The 20,173-nt window shown below is 61.8% G+C and carries 17 protein-coding genes; 3 read left to right on the top strand and 14 right to left on the bottom strand.

The window, feature by feature from the left end; genetic code table 11:
* The first annotated feature begins 4 nt into the window (after positions 1–4).
* Positions 5–2,125 (top strand): TonB-dependent siderophore receptor, encoded by a 2,121-nt coding sequence (locus LMJ30_RS12680; protein ID WP_229432699.1) that lies wholly within the window; start codon positions 5–7, stop codon positions 2,123–2,125.
* Positions 2,126–2,173: 48 nt separating this feature from the next.
* On the opposite strand, the gene LMJ30_RS12675 is transcribed toward LMJ30_RS12680, so the two are convergent.
* The 5 genes from LMJ30_RS12675 to LMJ30_RS12655 all read right to left on the bottom strand — a co-directional run bounded on the left by LMJ30_RS12675 (position 2,174) and on the right by LMJ30_RS12655 (position 6,426).
* A complete protein-coding gene (locus LMJ30_RS12675; RefSeq protein WP_229432698.1) occupies positions 2,174–2,701 on the bottom strand; it encodes an AAA family ATPase in 528 nt (175 codons plus the stop codon).
* Positions 2,698–3,300: a nicotinamide riboside transporter PnuC gene (pnuC, locus tag LMJ30_RS12670; protein WP_229432697.1), complete on the bottom strand. Its 603-nt coding sequence runs from the start codon at positions 3,298–3,300 to the stop codon at positions 2,698–2,700. Before pnuC ends, LMJ30_RS12675 begins: the two co-directional genes overlap by 4 nt.
* A gap of 108 nt (positions 3,301–3,408) precedes the next feature.
* Positions 3,409–5,556 (bottom strand): S46 family peptidase, encoded by a 2,148-nt coding sequence (locus LMJ30_RS12665; RefSeq protein WP_229432696.1) that lies wholly within the window; start codon positions 5,554–5,556, stop codon positions 3,409–3,411.
* 128 nt (positions 5,557–5,684) lie between these two features.
* A complete protein-coding gene (locus LMJ30_RS12660) occupies positions 5,685–5,882 on the bottom strand; it encodes a hypothetical protein (protein ID WP_229432695.1) in 198 nt (65 codons plus the stop codon).
* A 43-nt stretch (positions 5,883–5,925) separates the two neighbouring features.
* Positions 5,926–6,426 (bottom strand): SET domain-containing protein, encoded by a 501-nt coding sequence (locus LMJ30_RS12655; protein WP_229432694.1) that lies wholly within the window; start codon positions 6,424–6,426, stop codon positions 5,926–5,928.
* A gap of 153 nt (positions 6,427–6,579) precedes the next feature.
* Here LMJ30_RS12655 and LMJ30_RS12650 point away from each other — a divergent pair, with 153 nt between their 5' ends.
* Positions 6,580–8,142 carry a serine hydrolase domain-containing protein gene (locus tag LMJ30_RS12650; RefSeq protein WP_229432693.1) on the top strand — a complete coding sequence of 521 codons (1,563 nt, stop codon included), beginning with the start codon at positions 6,580–6,582 and terminating at the stop codon, positions 8,140–8,142.
* A 2-nt stretch (positions 8,143–8,144) separates the two neighbouring features.
* Here the strand turns inward: LMJ30_RS12650 and LMJ30_RS12645 are convergent, their stop codons facing one another.
* From LMJ30_RS12645 to LMJ30_RS12615, 7 genes are all read right to left on the bottom strand, one after another.
* Complete coding sequence (locus LMJ30_RS12645) at positions 8,145–8,372, bottom strand: hypothetical protein (protein ID WP_229432692.1); 228 nt, start codon at positions 8,370–8,372, stop codon at positions 8,145–8,147.
* Between the two features lie 88 nt (positions 8,373–8,460).
* Entirely contained in the window at positions 8,461–10,317 is a 1,857-nt protein-coding gene (gene sppA, locus LMJ30_RS12640) for a signal peptide peptidase SppA (protein WP_229432691.1), read from the bottom strand.
* A 78-nt stretch (positions 10,318–10,395) separates the two neighbouring features.
* Positions 10,396–11,865 carry a sodium:solute symporter gene (locus tag LMJ30_RS12635; protein WP_229432690.1) on the bottom strand — a complete coding sequence of 490 codons (1,470 nt, stop codon included), beginning with the start codon at positions 11,863–11,865 and terminating at the stop codon, positions 10,396–10,398.
* Between the two features lie 262 nt (positions 11,866–12,127).
* Positions 12,128–12,559: a hypothetical protein gene (locus LMJ30_RS12630; protein ID WP_229432689.1), complete on the bottom strand. Its 432-nt coding sequence runs from the start codon at positions 12,557–12,559 to the stop codon at positions 12,128–12,130.
* A gap of 141 nt (positions 12,560–12,700) precedes the next feature.
* Positions 12,701–13,999 carry an NYN domain-containing protein gene (locus tag LMJ30_RS12625; RefSeq protein WP_229432688.1) on the bottom strand — a complete coding sequence of 433 codons (1,299 nt, stop codon included), beginning with the start codon at positions 13,997–13,999 and terminating at the stop codon, positions 12,701–12,703.
* Positions 14,000–14,070: 71 nt separating this feature from the next.
* Complete coding sequence (locus LMJ30_RS12620; RefSeq protein ID WP_229432687.1) at positions 14,071–15,468, bottom strand: alpha/beta hydrolase domain-containing protein; 1,398 nt, start codon at positions 15,466–15,468, stop codon at positions 14,071–14,073.
* Positions 15,468–15,893 carry a DUF1810 domain-containing protein gene (locus LMJ30_RS12615; protein ID WP_229432686.1) on the bottom strand — a complete coding sequence of 142 codons (426 nt, stop codon included), beginning with the start codon at positions 15,891–15,893 and terminating at the stop codon, positions 15,468–15,470. The genes LMJ30_RS12620 and LMJ30_RS12615 overlap by 1 nt, the downstream gene beginning before the upstream one ends.
* Before the next feature lie 423 nt (positions 15,894–16,316).
* On the opposite strand from LMJ30_RS12615, the gene LMJ30_RS12610 reads away from it, so the two are divergent.
* Positions 16,317–17,054 carry an abortive infection system antitoxin AbiGi family protein gene (locus LMJ30_RS12610; RefSeq protein WP_229432685.1) on the top strand — a complete coding sequence of 246 codons (738 nt, stop codon included), beginning with the start codon at positions 16,317–16,319 and terminating at the stop codon, positions 17,052–17,054.
* A 35-nt stretch (positions 17,055–17,089) separates the two neighbouring features.
* Here the strand turns inward: LMJ30_RS12610 and LMJ30_RS12605 are convergent, their stop codons facing one another.
* Positions 17,090–18,082 carry an SIR2 family protein gene (locus tag LMJ30_RS12605; protein WP_229432684.1) on the bottom strand — a complete coding sequence of 331 codons (993 nt, stop codon included), beginning with the start codon at positions 18,080–18,082 and terminating at the stop codon, positions 17,090–17,092.
* Between the two features lie 667 nt (positions 18,083–18,749).
* Positions 18,750–20,165, bottom strand: a complete 1,416-nt coding sequence (locus LMJ30_RS12600) for a M16 family metallopeptidase (protein ID WP_229432683.1) — start codon at positions 20,163–20,165, stop codon at positions 18,750–18,752.
* Positions 20,166–20,173 lie beyond the last annotated feature (8 nt).

Raw genomic sequence — 20,173 nt, 5'->3', positions numbered from 1 at the left:
ACTCATGTCTACACCTCAATTGAAGCACTCTGCGATCGCGCTTGCGCTGCTGCAGGCATTCGCCATTTCCGCCCACGCCCAGGAGACCATGCCCGAGGTCGTCATCACGGGCCAATCGGTCGCCACCGACCGCGCCGCCATTGGCGGGTTCTCCGATGCGCCACTGCTGTATACGCCGGCATCGATCACCGCGATCAGCCGCGAACAGATGCAGGACCTGGGCATCCGCAACACCACGGACGCCGCCAAATTCGACGCCAGCATCAGCGACTCGTACAACGCCGTCGGCTACGCAGAACAGTTCTCGATCCGCGGCTTCGCGCTCGACAACACCTCCAGCTACCGCAAGGACGGCATGGCGATCCCGGCCGATACCCAGATCCCGCTCGAGAACAAGGAGCGCATCGAAGTGCTCAAGGGCCTGGCTGGCCTGCAGGCCGGCGTCGCTGCGCCGGGCGGCATCGTCAACTACGTGACCAAGCGCCCGACCGACAAGCCGCTGCGCTCCGCCACCGTCGAAATGAAGGAACGCGGCTCGGTGTACGGCGCCATCGACCTCGGCGGCCGGTCGGAAGACAAGCGCTTCGGCTACCGCATCAACGCGGCCGGCGAGCGCCTGCGCTCGTACGTCAAGGGCGCGGACGGCGAGCGCGAATTCATCTCGGGCGCGTTCGACTGGCAGATTTCGCCGCAGGCGCTGCTCCAGCTCGACATGGACTACCAGTACAAGTCGCAAATCACCGCGCCGGGCTACCAGCTGATCCGCAACGAATCGCTGCCCACCGGCGTATCGGCCAAGACGCTGCTGAACGCGCAGCCGTGGACCAAGCCGGTTGAGACCAAGAGCTCCAACGTGGGCCTGCGCTTCGAATACCTGTTCGACAACGACTGGCGCGCCAGCGTCGCCATGAACAAGCACAAGTTCCAGCGCGACGACTACACTGCCTTCCCTTACGGTTGCAGCAATGAGGGCGAAGGCTTCTATCCGGGCTACTGCTCGAACGGCGACTACGACGTCTACGACTACCAGAGCGTGGGCGAATCGAAATCCCCGTTCAGCGCGCAGGCGCTACTGCAGGGTAAATTCGCAACCGGCGCGGTCGGCCACGATCTTACCGTGGGCAGTTCCTTCTTCCGCCGCAGCGACCGTTTCGGCGACTACGTCTATGACTACGCCGGCTACTCCAATATCTACCAGAACCTGATCGTAGCGCCAGCGCCGGGTAACCCGACGACGGGCCCGGTGTTCGAGCGCCGCAGGGAAAATGAGCGTTCCGTGTTCGCGCAGGATGTCCTGTCGCTGTCGCAGAAGTTCAAGCTGCACGCCGGCCTGCGCCATGTGCAGGTCAAGCGCACCGAGTTTGGCGTCGAGCCGAGCGACACCAGCTTCACGCTGCCGAATGTGGCCCTGGTCTATAACCCGACCCAGGACTGGACCGTGTACGGTTCGATGGCGCATGGCCTGGAGCACGGCGGCGTCGCGCCGATCGAAACCACCAACGCCAACCGCGCGCTCGACCCTGGCCGCTCGAAGCAGCTGGAGTTCGGCGTCAAGGCCGCGATGAACAACAGGCTGAATGTATCGGCTGCCGTATTCCAGGTGACCAAGGGACTGGAGTTCACCCAGGCGAACGAGGACGGCACGGCGACCTTCGTGCGCGCGGGCGAAGCGCAGCACCGCGGCGTGGAACTGGGCGTGCAGGGCAAGGCGGCGCAGAACTTGCAGTATTCGCTGTCGCTGGCGGCGCTCGATACCGAGCAATCGGGTACCGGCCAGCCGGGCATGGATGGCAAGCGCGTGACCAATGTACCGAAGTTTAAGTCGACCGCGTTTGTCGAGTATGAGGTGCCTGGCGTGGATGGCCTGGCGGTCAACGGCGTGTGGCAGTATGCGGGACGCAAGGCCTTCGACGTCGACAACCGCACTTTTGTCCCGGGGTATCACACGCTTGACCTGGGCGCGGCGTACGAAACCCGCGTGATGGGTACCAAGACCATCTTGCGCGCCGGTGTGCAGAATGTCACCGACAAGTTCTACTGGCGCGATGTGACGCCTGCGCTGGGCGGCTACCTGCTGCCGGGCGCGCCGCGTACGTTCCGGGTGTCGGCGCAGTTTGACTTTTAAGTGAGGTAGTTCGGCGGATGCGGGCTACGCCCTTATCCGCCCTACCCGTCACGCGCCCGCCGCCACCTTCAGGAAGCGGTCTACCTGCAGCACCCGTTCGGGCAGGCTGCCGGTGACCAGCATGAATCGGATTTCGCGTTCGTCCAGCGTTTGGATGACTTCTTCATGCACCGCCTGGCGCACTTCTTCCGACTCGCGCTGCAAGCCGTCCGGCAGCCATGGACTGTCAGGCGCGGTCACCAGCGTGAACGCGTAGTCATGCGACAGTTCTAAATCCCCAAGCTCCTCATCCACCCTGCCCCAGTAATGGCGGCTGTAGATCGCGGTCATCAGGGGCGTGGTGTCGCAGAACAGGAAACGCCGGGCCTGCCGGGCGGCGGCGTGTTCGCGTTCGCGCTGCGTGCGCGCGATCTCGTACTGCTCGTGCTCCTGCGGGACCCGGCCTTTGGTGTCGACGAACTCGCGCAGGTATTCAGGCACCCAGACGGTGTCGAAGTGGATGGCCAGCGCCGCGGCCAGGGTGGATTTTCCAGACGATTCGGCGCCAAGAATCGCTACGCGCAATACGCCGGTCATGCTTTTACCTCCTGTTGCGCGATCCTGCTCCAGGTGCGCAGCCCGATCCATGCCAGCACGATGAACACCGCATACAGGATCGCCGTCAGCATCAGGCCCTTGTAAACATACAGGCCGACGTAAAGCACGTCCACCGCAATCCAGACGTGCCAGTTCTCGACCTTCTTGCGCGACAGGAGCACCTGCCCCACCAGGCTGCCAGCCGTCAGGAAGCCGTCGATGTGCGGCACGTCGGTGTTGGTCCATGTGCGCAGGAACAGCGCGATCAGGGCGAAGCCAACCAGCCATGCGCCGATGGCGTACCAGCGCGAAGCCGCACTCAGGCGCGTAACGACCAGCCCCTGGTGGCGCGCGCCACCATACAGCCACTGGTACCAGCCCCAGACCGACACGACGATAAACACGACCTGCAGCGCCATGTCGCCGTACAGGCGCGCGCCGAAGAACACCACGCCGTAGGTGGCCGAGGACAGGATCGAAAACAGCCAGGCCCAGTGGGTCTGGCGGATGTTGAGCACCACGGTGATCACTGCGAGTACGAAAGAAATCAGTTCAAGCGGCGTGGTGGCAAAACCAAGCAAGGGAATAGGATCGTTCATCAGGGGGGGGCGAAGTGCTAGTGCAATTGCAGAGTGCGGGCTCGTCGTCCCCGCGAAAGCGGGGACCCAGCATGGATTCCCGCTTTCGCGGGAATGACGAGATAATGGTTACTTCGCCGGATATTTGATCTTCATTTCCTTGAGCAGGTTGTCGGCATGGTCGACTTCCTTCATCACCCACAGCATGTAGCGGATGTCGACGTGGATCGCGCGGGTGATCGCGCTGTCGAAGTACCAGTCCTTGGTGATCGACTCATAGGTCGAATCGAAGTTCAGGCCAACCAGTTCGCCGCGCTTGTTCATCACAGCCGAACCCGAATTGCCGCCGGTGGTGTCGGCGCTCGACAGGAAGTTGACCGGCACTGTGCCCAGCACCGGGTCCTTGAACACGCCAAAGCGCTGTTCCTTGACCGCGGCCAGCAGGTTCTTCGGCGCGATGAACGGATCGGCGCCGGTGTGCTTCTCGACGATGCCCTGCACGGTCGTGAACGGACCCTTTACCAGGCCGTCGCGCGGCATGTACGGCGACACGGTGCCGTAGGTGACGCGCAAGGTGGAGTTGGCGTCCGGGTAGACCGGCTTGCCCTGCGACTTCTTCCACGCGATCACCGCCGACATGTACTGAGGGATCACGCGTTCGAGATTGCCGTCGATTTCCTTGCGGCGGTTCTCGATCGACATCGCCACATCATGCATCTTCACGGCCAGCTGGATGAAGGCGTCATCCGATGCCTTGAAGGCGGCCGGGTCCTTGCTCATCCAGGCCAGCCGCTGTGCGGTGTCGCCCAGTTTGGTCTGCTTGTACAGCGCGCCCACTGCGTCGGGCGCCGGCAGCAGCGCGTCGAGGCCTTGCGGGTGGGTCTTGGCAGCCAGCTTGGCGTAGCGCTGCAGCGACGCGGCGAAACGCGCTTCGTCCACCGACGGCACGAAGGATTGCTCCAGGCGGGTCAGGCGCGCCTTGATGAACGACAGGTCGCGTTCCTGGTAGCCGCTTTCGCGCTGGGCGTTTGGCTTTTGCTGTTCCAGCGCCAGGCGGTACAGGGTGCGCGCACTTTTCAGCAGGTCGCTGTTGGCGGCCACCGAGTACGCAAACTCCTCTTCCGACAGCGCCATGTCCGCGGCGATCACCGCGTCGAGGTCCGCCAGCAGCGTCTTCGATGCGCCCTTCTGGTTGGCCGGCTGGTTGAACCAGGCGCGGAACTCGGCGTCCTGCACGTCCTTGATGGCGGCGATGTCCTTGCGCGCGAAACCGTCGAGCAGGCCCTGGGTTTTCTTCAGCACGTTGTTGATGCTCTTGACCACGCTGGCGTAGCGCACGTCGTACTGTGCGTTGCCCTTGGTGGCAGCGGCGATGACGGCCAGGTCGGCCTGCATGTCGGCTACGCGCAGCGGGAAGTTGGCGTCGCGCGCGAAGCGGATTTCGGCAGGCAGCTTGTAGCGGCTGGTGCGGCCAGGGTAACCGGCCAGCAGGATCGGGTCGCCGTTCTTCAGGCCTTCGGCCGACACCACCAGGAAGTCCTTCGACTTGTAGGGCACGTTGTCCGGCGACGGATCGGCCGGGCGGCCGTCCTTGCCCACATAGGCGCGCAGGAACGAGAAGTCGCCGGTCTGGCGCGGCCATTCGAAGTTGTCGACGTCGCCGCCGAAGTTACCGACCATGTCCGACGGTGCGTACACCAGGCGCACGTCGCGGATCATCAGCTGGCGGATGCGGTAGTACTCGAGGCCCCGGTGGAAGCTCGGCACCGAGCAGCGGTAGGCCTTGTCGGTTTCGCATTCGGCGATCAGCGCCTTGACGCGGCTGTCGACGAGTTCATTGCGCTCGCGGCCGGACAAGGTCGGCGCCAGGTCCTTAAGCACGCGGTCGGTCACGTTTTCGACCTTTTCGGTCACGTACACCAGCGTATTCGGGCCGCCCGGCAGTTCTTCGGCGCGGGTCTTGGCCAGGAAGCCGTTGACGATGTAGTTCTTTTCCGGGGTCGCATTGCGCTGGATCGCACCGTAGGCGCAGTGGTGGTTGGTGACCACCAGGCCGTCCGGCGATACGAACGACGCCGAGCAGCCGCCCAGCGAGACAATTGCGCTCATCGGGTGCTTGGTCAGGTCGGTCAGCTTTTCGGCCGGGATGGTGATGCCGATGCGTTTGAGTTCGGATTTAAGCTGCGGCAGCTGGTGTGGCTGCCACTGGCCTTCGTCGGCGTGGGCGGCCGCGAAGACGCCGAGCAGAGCGACAGGCAATGCGATGGATTTGAACAAGATATACCCCAGTTATAGAAAGCAAGCGGGGAGTATATCGCTGTTGCAATTGACTGGAAATGATTTTGTACGCCCGCCAATATCAGCGTATTGACGGGCCAGCCCTCATGCCGGGGCGCAAAAGCCGCTCAGTCGTCGCCCGGCCCTTCGCCCGGCATCGTGTCGGCCATCAGCCGCAGGTCTTCCGCAGTCAGGTCTTCCGGCTTGCGTTCGTCGCGGTCGGCTTCAGCAGGCTTTCGGGATGCTTCGGCGCCGGGTTTCGCAGCTGGCGCCGGCGTGGCGCTGCTTACCGGTTGTTCAGGCTGTTTTGGCTTGTCGTCGTTCATGCTGCCTCCAAAAAGTGGTTTGACACGGGGCCGGTGCAGCGGTTCACGCCTTTGCCGGCGTCTTTTTTGCCTTCGATTGACGCTTGGGCGCCAGCATGGTGCCGGTACAGCCCGGCGAACCGCAGTTGCAGGCGAACTGGCGCTTGACCGCTGCCGTGTGGCGTTCTTCGTAGACCAGCGCGTAGTTGTAGTTAAGCTCTTCGCCGCGCGTGATGTCGCGCAGGGCGTAGATGAATACCCTGCCCTCGTCTTCCTGCGCCTCGCAGTTCGGCTCGCACGCGTGGTTGATGAAACGCGCGTCGTTGCCCTCGCTGCCGCCATCGATGACGCGGCCGTCGGCCAGCGAGAAGAAGAAGGTATGGTTGACCGGGCCGTGCGCCTGTTCGGCGCGCAGGTTGGCTTCGTCCCAGTCGATGCGTTCGCCCATGTACTCGTCGATCAGCTCTCCCTCGCGGATGTTCCGGCGCGCGAATACGCCGTTGCCGTGGATGTTGGAGCGCCTCACGATGTATGGGAGGCTGGCTGGCTTGGTCTTCGTGGTCATGTGGGATCGGAAAAAAGGTTGGAGCTGCTTTGATATGCATTACACCACATCGGCAGCGGCATGACACACACGGTTCGCTATTGAACTTGTATGATTGTCGGCGCAACGCCCATTCCGTTTCGCCGAAGCCCTACCGACATAAAAGGACACCGCATGAACCGACCGCGCCGCATCGCTGCATCCCTGCTTTTCCTGATGATTTCAACCGGCGCGGGAGCTGCATCCGCCCAGGTGTACCCGGCCGCCCATGTGCCCGCTGCGTTCACCGACAGCGGCCGCACCGCGCGCGTCGCGGCCCTGCTGCCGGAGGTCGACAAGATGTACGCCGACCTGGCCGCCGCCCAGCATCTCCCGGGGCTGGTGTACGGCGTGGTCATGGACGGGAAGCTGGTGCACGTGCGCGCAATCGGCCATGCCAACGTCGAACGCAAGATCGCCGCCACTCCAGCCACCCCGTTCCGCATCGCGTCGATGACCAAGAGCTTTGCGGCGATGGCCGCGCTGCACCTGCGCGACGCCGGCAAGCTGCGGCTCGACGACCCGGTCGCCAGCTACCTGCCCGAACTGAAAGGCGTTCGCCTGCCGACGGCCGATTCGCCCGCGCTGACGCTTCGCCAACTGATGACGATGACGACAGGCCTGCCTGAAGATAATCCCTGGGGCGACCGCCAGATGGCCGTCGATAACGCGGCGCTGGCCAAACTTGTCGCCGGCGGACTGTCGTTCTCGAACGCGCCCGGCGTCGGCTTCGAGTACAGCAACCTGGGCTACATCCTGCTCGGGAAGGTGGTCACCAAGGTGTCGGGCATGCGCTTCCAGGACTACATCACCAGGCACATCCTGCACCCGCTGGGGATGAACCACACGGTCTGGGAGTATGCCGACATCCCGCGCGACCAGTTCGCGCTGGGCTACCGCTGGGATAAAGGCAGCTGGATTCCGGAACCGGTGCTGGGCGACGGCGACGGCGCCGCCATGGGCGGCCTGATTACGACAATGGACGATTTCGCGCGCTATGTCGCGTTCCACCTGGAGGCCTGGCCGGCGCGCGACGGCGCCGACAACGGGCCGCTGAAACGCGCGACGGTGCGCGAAATGCACCAGCCGCAGGTGTTTGCCGGGTTCTCGCCCAAGGCACTGCTATCGGATGAGAAGACCCTCAATCCGCGTGTCGGTTTTTACGGCTATGGCCTTACCTGGACGCGCGACAGCCAGAATGTCGTCACCGTTGGCCATTCGGGCGGCTTGCCGGGCTACGGCAGCCAGTACCGTTTTGCGCCCGACCATGGCATCGGGGTGATGGCGTTCACCAACCTGCGCTATGGCCCGGTGTACAACCCCACCTCAAAAGTGCTGGCCCTGTTGATCGAGAAGGGAAAGCTGCCCGTCCGTGCGGTGCTGCCGTCGCCAGTGCTGCTGGAGCGCCAGCGGCAGGTGGCGCAGCTGATCCAGTCGTGGGATGAGAAGCTGGGAGCGGCCATCGTGGCCGAGAACTTCTTCATGGACCGCTCGCGCGAGGACTGGATCGCGGCCGCGCGCACGCAACTGGCGCCGATCGGCACGATCCGTTCGATCGGACCGGTCAAACCCGAAAACCAGCTGCGCGGCCGCTTCGACGTGGTCGGCGAGAACGGCACGCGGGAAGTCTTTTTCACGCTGACGCCCGAACGCGAACCGAAGCTGCAGGAGCTTCAGATCACAGAGCCAAAAAAGTAAGGTCAGCCGCGCTCGCCCGGTTTCTTGCCCAGCCCTGCGCCGCCAACACCTTCGTCGATGGCGTGGCCCGAGCCCAGCCCGGGGCTGCCGGCTGGCGCTTCACCCGGGTCAAGGCCCGGCACGGGATCGTCGCCGGCGACTTTGTTCTCGTCGCCGGGTTTGACTGTGTCGGGCATGTGGCTTGGAATAGGCGGCTGCATCTTGCGGCGGTCCGGATCCTGTTCGTTCATGACGGTCTCCCTGGTGCGTTAGCTTAAAAAACCATGCTATCCGCACCGGTCCGGCACGTCCGTTAGGTGGCTAACGCCGGGGCATCAATCATGGCGTACCGCACAGGCAGTGCGTGACCGCCGAAAACGGCTTGCGCCCCTCGGTCAGGTCGGCCAGCCAGGCCATGTCGCGCGCCGCTTCCGCTACCGCGCCGTTCGGGAAGCCCACGGGCGCCAGGCCCAGTTTCACCTCGATATTGACCGCCTGCGCCGCCGTGGCCCCGAACATCTGCAGGAAGCGCTCGAAGCGCGAACTGTCCTGTTCAATGTACGCGATGCGGTAATCGCCCGCCAGGTTGGCGCGGCGCGCGGCCGACTTGATCGCGTCGCCGTAGCTGCCCAGGGTGTCGACCAGGCCGTGTTCCTTGGCCTGCTGGCCGGTCCATACCCTGCCCTGCCCGACTTCGTCGATCTTGGCCGGCGTGGTCTTGCGCGCCTGCGCGGCCTTGGCTGTGAACTCGCTGTAGATATGGTTGATGCTGCTCTGGACCAGTTGCCCGAAACGCGGGTCGAGCGGGCGCAGCGGGTTGTAGGCGTCGGCCAGCCAGGTGGTGCGTACGCCGGCGGTGTGGATGCCCATCTTCTCGACCACCTTTTCCGCGGTCGGCAAAATGGCGAACACGCCGATCGACCCGGTGATGGTGGTCGGGTCGGCGATCACCTCGTCGGCGGCCATCGAAATCCAGTAGCCGCCCGACGCGGCCACGCTGCCCATCGACACCACGACCGGCTTGCCGGCGGCGCGGGCCAGTTCAAGTTCGCGCCGGATCAGCTCCGAGCCATAGGCGCTGCCGCCCGGCGAATCGACGCGCAACACGATGGCCTTGATCTGGTCGTCTTCGCGGGCGCGGCGCACCAGGTTGGCGGTCGACAGGCCGCCAATGGCGCCCGGGCTGGCATTACCGTCGGTGATGTCGCCGGAAGCGACAATCACGCCAACGCCGTCGCCGAACAGCTTCGGACGCTGGCGCGCCAGGTATTCATTGAACGAGACCTGGCGGAAGCTCTTGTGCTCAAGGTCAGGCGCGCCGCGCTTCATCATCAGGTCGCGCACTTCGTCGCGGGTCTTGAGCGCGTCGACCATCTTGGTCTGCAGCGCCAGCTTGCCGGTGTTGCCGCCGACCTGCTCCATCAGCTCAGGCAGGGTTTCGATGGTCTTGGCAATCGAACCGGCCGGCAGCTTGCGGTTTTTCTCGACGTTGCCGGTGTAGTTGGCCCACAGCGCGTTGTACAGCACAGCATCCTGCTGGGCTGCCGCGTCGGACGGGCCATTGCCGATAAACGGCTCGGCGAAGCTCTTGTAGGTGCCGACCTTCATCAGGTTGACGGTGACGCCAACCTTGTCGAGCGCGTCGCGGTAGTAGTTGCGGTAGCGGCCCATGCCCTCGATGAGGACCATGCCCATCGGGTGCAGGTAGACCTCGCTGGCGTGCGAGGCGATACGGTACTGGCGCTGGTCATAGCTGCCGCCCCACGCCACCACCGGCTTGCCGGCCGCCTTGACCCGTTCGACCGCCAGGCCGACCTCGCCGAGCATGGCCTGGCCGCCGCCTTCAAGCTCGTCGAGCATCAGCACCACGCTGCTGATGTTGGGATCCTTGGCGGCCGAATCGAGCACCGTCAGGACGTCGCGCAGCTGCACGGTGCGGCGCACGTCGCCGCGCGCGTTGGCCACCAGCGCGTCGCGCAAGGTGCCGCTGTGCTGTTCGACCAGCCTGCCCTTGAGGTCGAGCACCAGCGCCGTCTTGCTGGCAATTGGCCTCGCGCCGCCGAAAAACAGCGTCCAGATCAGGAAAATGACCAGCAACAGGAACAACAGGTTGAAGAACGTGCGCCGGGTGGCGTCGAGCGTACTCCAGAACATGCCGAAACCGCGGCGCAGGTAGTACATGGGCTTGAAAGACATCGATACTCCAGCTCTTGAAATTTGCATTGAACCCCGGCGCTCACTGTACGTGAAAACCGGGTTTCATTGTCAAAAACATTACGCAGCGACTGCGGCCGGATCGCGCCTTTCCTTGCTGGAAATAGCATACAACCCGGCAAACACCAATATGCCATTAATCATCAGCAGTTCAAGCCCAAGGCGGTAACTTCCTAGCAGGTGGGCCTGATTAAACTCAATCAGTCCGCACAGGATAGGCGCACCGATGGTAATCGCAGGCACCCAGCGGTCGTTCAGGCGGCGCGTCGTCAGCAGGCCGAATGCGAACAGGCCCAGCAGCGGGCCATAGGTATAACTGGCCAGTTTCAGGATCACGACGATCATGCTCGGGCTGTCGGCCCACTTGAAGCCCATCACCAGCAGCAGGAACAGGAAGGCGAAGCCCAGGTGGACGCGCTGGCGCCATTTGACTTTGTCCGCTTCGGACAGGTCATCGCGGCGCTTCAGGCCCAGCAGGTCGATACAGAAGCTGGAGGTCAGCGCGGTGATGGCGCCGTCGGCGCTCGGGAACAGCGCCGACACCAGCGCCACCAGGAAGATGATCTGCACGGCGGCAGGCAGGTGGCCCATGACGACGGCCGGGAAGATCTTGTCGCCGGTGGCGGTGACGCCGGCCAGCGGCGCGTACAGGTACAGCAGGCCGCCGAGGAACAGGAACATCGACAGCACGATCACCAAAATCAGGGTCAGGCTCAGCAGGTTCTTCTGCGAATCTTTCAGGGTCTTTACCGAGATGGTCTTCTGCATCATCTCCTGGTCCATGCCCGTCATGGTCAGCACGATGAAGGCGCCGGCGATGATCTGCTTGAGGAAGAAGTTAGGGCTGTCGACGTCGGTGGTGAAGATGGTCGACAGGCCGCGGGCATCCATTGCCGCGAGGCTCTGGCCGACGGTCATGTCGAGCTGGGTCAGCAGGTAGACCACGCAGGCAACCAGGCCGATCAGCATGCAGCTGGTCTGCAGGGTGTCGGTCCAGACGATGGTCTTGACGCCGCCTTCATAGGTGTACATCAGGATCATGCCGAGGATAACCAGGGTGGTCAGCCAGAATGGCACGCCCAGGCTGTCGAGGATGATCGCCTGCAGGATATTGACGACCAGGTAGAGGCGCGCGGTAGCGCCCAGCAGTCGCGACAGGATAAAGAACGAGGCGCCGCTCTGGTAGGCGCGGCGGCCGAGGCGCACGTCGAGGTAATGGTAGATCGAGGTCAGCTTGAGGCGGTAGTACAGCGGCAGCAGGATGTAGGCGACGGCGATGTAGCCGATCACGTAGCCGATCAGGATCTGGCCGTAGCCGAAGGCGTCGATGCCGACGTTGCCCGGCACGCTGATGAAGGTGGCGCCGGACAAGGTGGTGCCGACCATGCCGAACGCAACCAGCATCCAGTTGCTGCTCTTGTTACCGATGTAGAAGGAATCGTTGTTGGCGTTGCGGGAAGTGGCCCAGGCCACGCCCATCAGCAAGGCAAAATAGGCGATCAGGATAACGAAAAGCAAAACCGGTGACATAGGTGGTCCAGTGCAAAGTGACGATGAGTTCGCCAGCAATATACACCGATACCGCCGGGCAGACGAGCCTTACGGCAGGGGCCGCTGCACCAAAATGCGACGTCAATTACCTGGGTGTCTTGGGGGATAACTTCGAGGAATGGCAGGTCGCGGTAGGGCGGAAGAGCGCAGCGTCATCCGCCGAATACGCGCCGCATCGACGCACGCGACCGGCGGATGACGCTGCGCTCTTCCGCCCTACGAAGCTTTGGCGACGGTTCGCCTACGTACCCTGCCCCATCACCCGCTGGAACGGACCGATACAAGTGTCCATCGACTCCGTCGCGCACATCAAAAACAAGGCCCCGGACGGATGGAAGCGGATGAAATTGGTCGCGCTGGTGCCGACCTTCATCACCTGCCCCATGCAGTCTTCCTTGCCGTTGTCCTTCACGATGGTATCGACCAGCCTGTAAAAGCCCTTCTCGCTGGGCTCGGCCGGAATGGTGAATTCGCTTTCCGACACCTCGGCCGCGCTGGTGACGAGGGTGGTGCCGTCGCCCCTGAAGCGGTAGGTTTCAGAGCAGCTTCCGTCAGGCAACGTGAGCTTCCAGATGCCGAGGATAGGATGGTTTGGCGCAGGTGCGGGCGGAGCCGCGAACGCGAGTGGACCCGCGAGGGAGAGGGACAGCAGCAATCCGGTAAGCATGCGCATGGTGAACTCCTTCACACAACGGTTCGGGCTCGGACAACTGGTTAGACACAGGGACTGGACCTCAGTTTGCACCATTTCTGCGGAATATACCGCCGGGTTGACGCGCGGGCCGTCTCTCCCCGCGCGTCAACCCGGCTCAGGTCATGCGTTTTCCGGCGCGGCCTTCGGTTTCGCGGGGCGGCGGCTGCGGGAAGCAGTCTTGCGCGCCGGTTTCGCTGGCTTGGCTTCGTCTGGCGCTGCAGGAGCAGCTTCGGCTGGCGCCTCAACGACAACCGGCGCTTCAGGCGCTTCCACCGCCACTTCGGACTTCTTGGCCGCCGCCTTGCGGGTCCGCGCAGGCTGGATCTTCTTCTTCGCCGGAGCCTTTGCTGGCGCCGCTTCAGGTTCAGCTTCCACTGCCACAGGTTCGGCAGCCGCCTCGGCCACGGCTTCGACCAGCATCTCGGGAGCCTCAGGCGCTTCAGGCGCTTCGGCCGGCATCTCTGCCACCGGCGCCTGCTTGCGTCCACGGCCGCCACGGCGGCGCGATTCCTTGGCCGGCGTCGCTTCTTCGATCAGCTCGACCACTTCCTGTGCGACAGACGCGTTTTCCGCAGCCGAAGCCGCGGCAGTGGCGGCGCTGCTGCGGTAGACATAGGCGCCCGATTTCTCGTCACGTCCAAATTCCAGCATGCCGCGGTTCTGCGCTTCTTCCAGCAGGTTGCCGAAGGTGCGGAAGCCGTAGAAGGTTTCGTTGAAGTCCGGACGGCGGCGCTTGAGGGTGTCCTTCAGCAGCGATGCCCAGATCTTGCCGCTGTCGCCGCGCTCCGAGACCAGCGCGTCGAACATCTCGACCACCAGTTCGATCGCCTGCGCCTTGCGCGCTTCGGTTTCTTCCTTGCGGCGGTTGCCTTCGTCGGGCGACTTGCTGCGCGCGGCCGGCTGCGTCTTGCGCTCGTCGCGCTTGGCGGCGGCGCGGCGCACTTCGCGCACCAGGTCGTCGTAGAAGATGAATTCGTCGCAGTTTGCGACCAGCAGGTCCGAGGTCGATTGCTTGACGCCGACGCCGATCACCTTCTTGGCGTTTTCGCGCAGCTTGGAGACGAGGGGCGAAAAGTCGGAGTCGCCACTGATGATGACAAAGGTGTCGACGTGGGATTTGGTGTAGCAGAGGTCGAGCGCGTCGACGACCAGGCGGATGTCCGCCGAGTTCTTGCCGGACTGGCGCACGTGCGGGATTTCGATCATCTCGAAATTTGCCTCGTGCATGGCGCTCTTGAAGCCCTTGTAGCGGTCCCAGTCGCAGTACGCTTTCTTGACGACGATGCTGCCCTTGAGCAGGAGCCGTTCGAGTACCGGCTTGATGTCGAATTTCTCGTAGTTGGCGTCACGCACGCCGAGTGCGACGTTTTCGAAGTCGCAGAACACAGCCATGCTGATGTTGTCTGAGGATGAAGCCATATATATTGTTCTCTATGTTTATCGGGCAATGCCAGCGCGATTATACGCAACAAAACAAGAAGCGGAGTTCGTCACGGCACGCGGCTCTCGCGCCTGGCGCGCTCGATGTAGCTGTCCACATCTTCCTGCAGCAGCAGCCCCTGGTCGCGCAGGCTGCGCGCGGCCAGCGCCACCGCCTTCGCGTACTCGATGCGGCTCGGATAGCGCTGGGATATCGCACGGCGCGGGTCGCCCGCGCGCGGCGTCGCCGCGAACGGCAGCGACATGCCGTTTGGCCCGCACAGCGGCGCGGGGTTCGCGCGGCCACGCCGAAGGTTCCAGCCCGCGTGCGTGGCCAGCGGCACTTCGATGTCGGGAAGGCGGATGCCGGCGATGTCATGTCCGTCCACGTCGACCATCGGCACAAACAGCGGGTACGGCCCTGCTGGCATAAGCCCTTCAGGATAGTTCACGCCAAGCTTGCGCAGGTCCGGGAAGCCGACGGAATCGCGGTCGGCCTCGGTCAGCATGGCGTCGTCGATCCGTGGAAAACGGCTCGGAGGCGGCGCCTTGCCGTCGCGCGCCCATGTCACAAGGTGGTCGAGCATCACGCGAACGACAGGCGACTGCTGCGCGGGATTATTCGGATGCTGGCACTCGCCCTGCACCGCGCGATCAGCGTAAAAGCGCTGTGTCGAGGACATCAGGTAGGCGCGCACGTCGTCGGGCAGGTCGACATCACGCGACGTGCCGCCAGTGGCGACCAGCGAGGCGCGCGACTGCCAGAAATCGGTGCTGCTATCGAGGTGGATGAGCTTCGGGCAGGTGGCCGTGGCGGTACAGCGCGCGAAGATGCCGCCGGATTTACCGCTGACCGGATCGGTCGCCATGCCGTAGGTGAAGGGGAATTCGTCGCCCCCGCCCGCCATCATCACCAGGACGCCGTCAAAGACCTTATGGCCCATCGGCGAAAGGTTGAATCCGTCCCTGATCATATCCCGCAGCATGCGGCCGCCCTGCCCTGCGCCGACCGCCAGCGTTGCATCGGAAATGTACTCGGCCTGCAGCAGCATGGCCGCATCGCGCAGTTGCTGCGCCCCCGTGGCCCTGAGCGACACCAGCGTATGCCCGCGCCGCATGGTGAACCCGTTGCCCGCGCCGTCCGCGCGCTGGTGCCGCGCGTCGCCGTTGTTGGCCATGCGCGGCAACTGGGGGCCGTCGGCGCCAACCACCTCGATCAGCAGGACGCCGGAGGAATCGGCCGCATCGACTGGCTGCAGCACCAGCACTTGGGCATCGCCGCTGGGCAGGCGGGCCACCGCAGTGACGGCCTCGTAGGCGCCTGAGCCGTCGAATACCGTTCCGGCGAATGCAGGCGCGCGGCTGACGATGTCAAGGGTGGCGGGCCTTTCGGCAGGCCCGGTCGCGCAGGATGCAAGCACCAGCAGCGAAACCAACAAGGGAACTACATGCGTCAATCTCAAATTCATTACTCCTTCAGGCGGGACAAAGTCAGCGCATCGGACGCGCCGCCAAAATATTTGTCGAGGTTCTGGCTGAACACCGGGTCGGCACCGGGAATTGCCGCGAACAAGGTCATCGACGAATGGAACTTCATGTTATCGGGGTGGCCGAAAATCTCGTCGACGGTCGCATCGGGCGTCGCCAGTACCATGGTCGCGCACTGACGCAGGCGGTCGCCCAGCACAGGATGCGTCAGGTAGGCGGCGGCCTCGTCGAGCGACGCAAGCGCATAGCGCTGCGCCATCTCGCTGCGGCCCAGCCCCGCAAGCTGCGGAAAAACGAACCACATCCAGTGACTACGCTTGCGTCCCGAGCGCAGCTCCCTGCTGACCGCATCATAGACCGGCGCCTGCGCGCGTACGAACCGCTCCAGGTCAAAAGTTGATCGCAAGCGTGCCTCCATCAAAGATTGCCTTCATCAAGCGCGGCACTACCGTTCTCCTGAACGCACCCACTGCCGAATTATGGCCCTGTCCGTACCCCTCGAGCTACGCCGTACATCACTGTAAACCGTTTCTGAGCGAGCGGTGATCTCGCTCGGCGGCCCGAAAGTACGCGCGCTGTCGCGTTTGATCTTAAGATTAACCGATTGCTTGCTGTCAGAGCAACGAAGCCGGTACACTGGGCCATTAAGGACGTCCGCTGTTGGCCAACAGCGGATCTTGGCGCTTCAAAAACTGCTTGCGAGGCTGCTCGTGATTTAGGGTGCTGGGACTGAGACTGAAAGTGTCACTTGCTCAGCAGCAGTTGGCGCGAGCAGCCGAGATGATTTCTTAAGCTCGACAATAGACATACACTAATAAGCGAGAAATTGATGAACCCCAAATCCAGCACGCTTTTTCATTTTACAAATAATATTGATGTAATAAAATCGATATTGAAAGAAGGTTTTTGGCCGCGTTACAGCTTAGAAGATGTTTCACAATTAACTGAAGGCGAATACGACTACATTAGCTTTCCAATGGTCTGCTTCTGCGACATTCCGTTATCGCGAATAAGCGATCACGTCGAGTTTTATGGAAAATACGGAATCGGAATGTCCCGAAGGTGGGCGGAGATGAATGGCCTCAATCCACTATTGTACTTACCCGGAAATAATGAACTTAGAAAGGAATTGCTAAACTTGAATAAGCATTCCAATGAGGTAGAAGGTATCGAACGTGATGAGGCAAAAAAAACCATGCGATATATATTTGCGCACTCTAAGCCAACAAGAGGCACGATGGTGCTCAAGGGTGAACCTGTTGAAAAAAACTTCTATTTCGAATGCGAATGGCGCTATGTTCCAAAAAATGAAAACATAGACGCATATCTATTGCGAACATCACATGAAAAACAGGAAGAGCTTTCAGCCGCAAATGAACTAACAAAAAAACATTGCATATTAAAATTTGAACCTTCTGACATTCGATACATTTTTGTGGAGAGGGACTCCGACATACCAGGCATTATGAATTATATTCAGGCGGAACTTGAGCATTACTCAGCCAGTACACTAAAGTTGCTCAGCTCGAGAGTTTTGTCACTCGAAGGCCTCCACGAAGATTTATAAATCAGCGGGAACTGGCCGCGCTGTTAGCACATATCCTATTCGGAATGCAGCCACTCAACGAGCTTTGAGGGGAGGTTAGAATTTGATCCCAAGCCAACATTTATCTGTGCACCAAAAGGTTCTTTTATATGCAGAGCGTCCTTCAGATATGATCGCTCAGGCTGATCTGCTGGGTTCCAATTTGCCACTTGCCCGTTAGAGCCAATTTCTTGGAGAATCGTCTCGATGTGCTCGTCGCGAAACGCAAAACCAATAAAAAGTATATGCGTCGCCGCCCGGATTTGCTTGCGAAAATATGTATGAAATGTGTTAAAAGGCTCTCGACTTGCCATTCCTTTGAAACCCGGGTAGAGAATTAGCCGGTCACTATGGTTTCCGTAGAAATTGGGATTGCCTCGCCTGATGATTATATCGGTTGACTCATCATCTTCCGGTTCGCCGCGCATCCAGTCAACTGACCCATGAAGCTTGGTTAACAGGCCGCGTTGCGACTCCCCCGCCCATTGATTGATATCGACCTCTTGAAAAATCCCATCGGCATAGCCGAGCGAAACATTCGTCTTCGATTTCCGGATCGCTGTCTCGAGCACCATGTCGTAGTTGGTTGTAACGACATCAATCTTGTCGAATTTTTGCAGACCATCAGCTGTCAGCAGCGGCATCCACGTCCTATCAAGCTCCTCAACAGACGGCGTTTTCGAATAGAGCTTATAGACAAGTGCGTTGATCTTATCAGCCAAGGCGTCAATGTGGTGACCAATAGCAGAAGTTACTTGAATGATGCTCTGTCCGCTTACGGCTCCATCACCGATGATCTGCCGGATTTGGTTCGTTGCGAGTAATTCTGCCGCGAAAGTTCCGCTGCTTACTTGTGCAAATGCAGCTCGCGCTGCATTCAGTTCCCATAAGATGTGTTCAATGTCTACTTGAGATAATCCCTGAGTTCTCAGAACACAACTTTCAACGGCCTGGAAGAGCCGGTTAGAAATGATATCCTCCGGCAGTCTTTTTCTAAAGTCAAGGGCCATGGGATACTTCTCTTGTGACAAACCTCGCGACGCGCCTGCTCCTGCAAAAATCAAAATTTTTCGCACCGTCCGCTCCACCAATCAATTCGTTACTTTAGTATAACACCTCTGATAACACTTCAGAGATGCCGTCGCGCTGGCTCCGGCAGAGATAATGGATCATCCTGATCAAACGGGTTTGGAGGAAAGTCGGCCCTAGCCTGTACTAAGGCCACGTTACCAGTGCGCACTGAGCTGCGTCCACTTTGGGTCGAAAGCGGACACCCCCAGCTACGGTTCGGCATTGAAGACATCGGGAAAGAGTTCTCGGCCGTGACCTGAGTTCGGCCGCGATCGGGGCGCACACACCGTTCGACGTTTCGCTGGCCTGCGCCCTCATCCATTGGAGACACGGCGAGACGTTTTATCATGCCCTCTACGCTTACAGCCAAGCCCCAAAAAAAGCTATGTCACCGTTAAGTGTGGAAGCGCTACACCATCGTCGTTTCCGCGCACGCGGGACCCGATACTGAAGACGATCAGTAATAAAACGATTCGACCTCCAGCGCATACATCGGTTCCCGCTTTCGCGGGAACGACGTGCTGAATTCCATACTTAACGGTGACATAGCCAAAACAAACGGCCAGGGTATCGCTACCCTGGCCGTTCGTATGAACGCAAAAGCCCTTACTTGTCGGTGACAGTAAAGTCGCCGAACTGCTTCAGCTGCGTCGACACCGATGCATTATCGCCGACCACCACAATCGATTGGGTTTCAGGCGCGAAGTACTTCTTGCCCATGTCGCGAACCTGCTCAGGCGTGACCTTCTGGATCGCCGGCACGAACTCCCCCAGGAACTCGGACGGCAGGCCGACCAGCCAGTTGTTGGCCAGCGTCGATGCCACCGCGCGCTGCAACTGGTTGGTGATCAGGTAGGTACCCGCGACGTAGCGCTTGTTCATGCTCATTTCGTCAGCGGGAACCAGATCGCCACCAAGGCGGCGATACTCGCCGAAGTACTCGGTCAGCGCCGCGCCGGTCACCTCGTTGCGTACGTCTGCGCCGCCGACGATGCCGCCACCGGTACGCATGGTGCGTGCACCTGCCGACGCGCCATAGGTGTAGCCCTTCTCCTCACGCAGGTTGGTGTTAACCCGGCTCGAGAAGCCGCCGCCCAGGATGGTGCTGGCCAGGCGCAGCGGCACATAGTCGGCCGAGGTGGCTGGAATGCCAGGGCCGCCCAGGCGCAAGGTCGACTGCACGCTGCCATCGCGCTGCAGCAGGATGCGCACTGGCTTGGCCGATGCCGTGAACGCCGGGGTCGCAGGCGCCGCTGCGCCCTGCCCCTTCCAGTCGCCGAACGCCGCCTGCGCGAACTTCATCGCGTCAGCCTGCGAGATGCGGCCGGTGATCACCAGCAGGCTGCGCTCCGGACGGAAGCGCTTTGCGTGCTCGGTGCGCAGCAGTTCTTCGGTGGTGCTGCTGATCGACTCGGCCGTCTCGGTCGTGTTCCCGTATGGGTGGTCGCCGTAGATCGCCTTGCTGATCGCGCGCTCGGCGCGGAAGCGCGGCGTGGTCTCGGACACACGCAGCGCCTGTAGCGCGTTGGCCTTGGCCAGCTCGACTTCCTTGGCCGGGAACGACGGCATGCGCGCCACTTCGGCGAGCAGGTTCATCATCGGGCCGGCATTCGAGGTCACTGCGTTGGCGAACACGGTAATGCCGTCGTTGCCCGGGCTGGCGGCAACCGAGCCGCCGTAGCTTTGCGCCAGTTCGGCGATCGCGCGCGAATCGCGCTTGGTGGAGCCTTCGTTGAGCAGGCCCGCGAGCAGCTTGGCGAAGCCGGGGTGGTTCTTGTCGTCGGCGGCAAGGCCCGAATCGCGCACGGCCAGCACGTAGTCCACGCGCGGCAGTCCCTTGCGCGGAACGACCCACACTTCAAGTCCGTTCGACAGAACTTTCTTGGCGATCTGCGGCGCCGGAATGGTTTTCTCCTTGCCGAATGGCGGCAAGGTGTTGGCAGCCTTGCTGTCGGCGCCGGCAGCGTAGGCCGAAGGCGCGAACATCAGGGTAATGGTCAATGCCAGCATCAGTTTTTTCATCGATGCGC

Origin of the sequence: Massilia agrisoli, assembly GCF_020831365.1 — a bacterium.
Classification (GTDB): Bacteria; Pseudomonadota; Gammaproteobacteria; order Burkholderiales; family Burkholderiaceae_D; genus Telluria_A; species Telluria_A agrisoli.
This window is presented reverse-complemented; position numbering and strand designations above follow the sequence as displayed.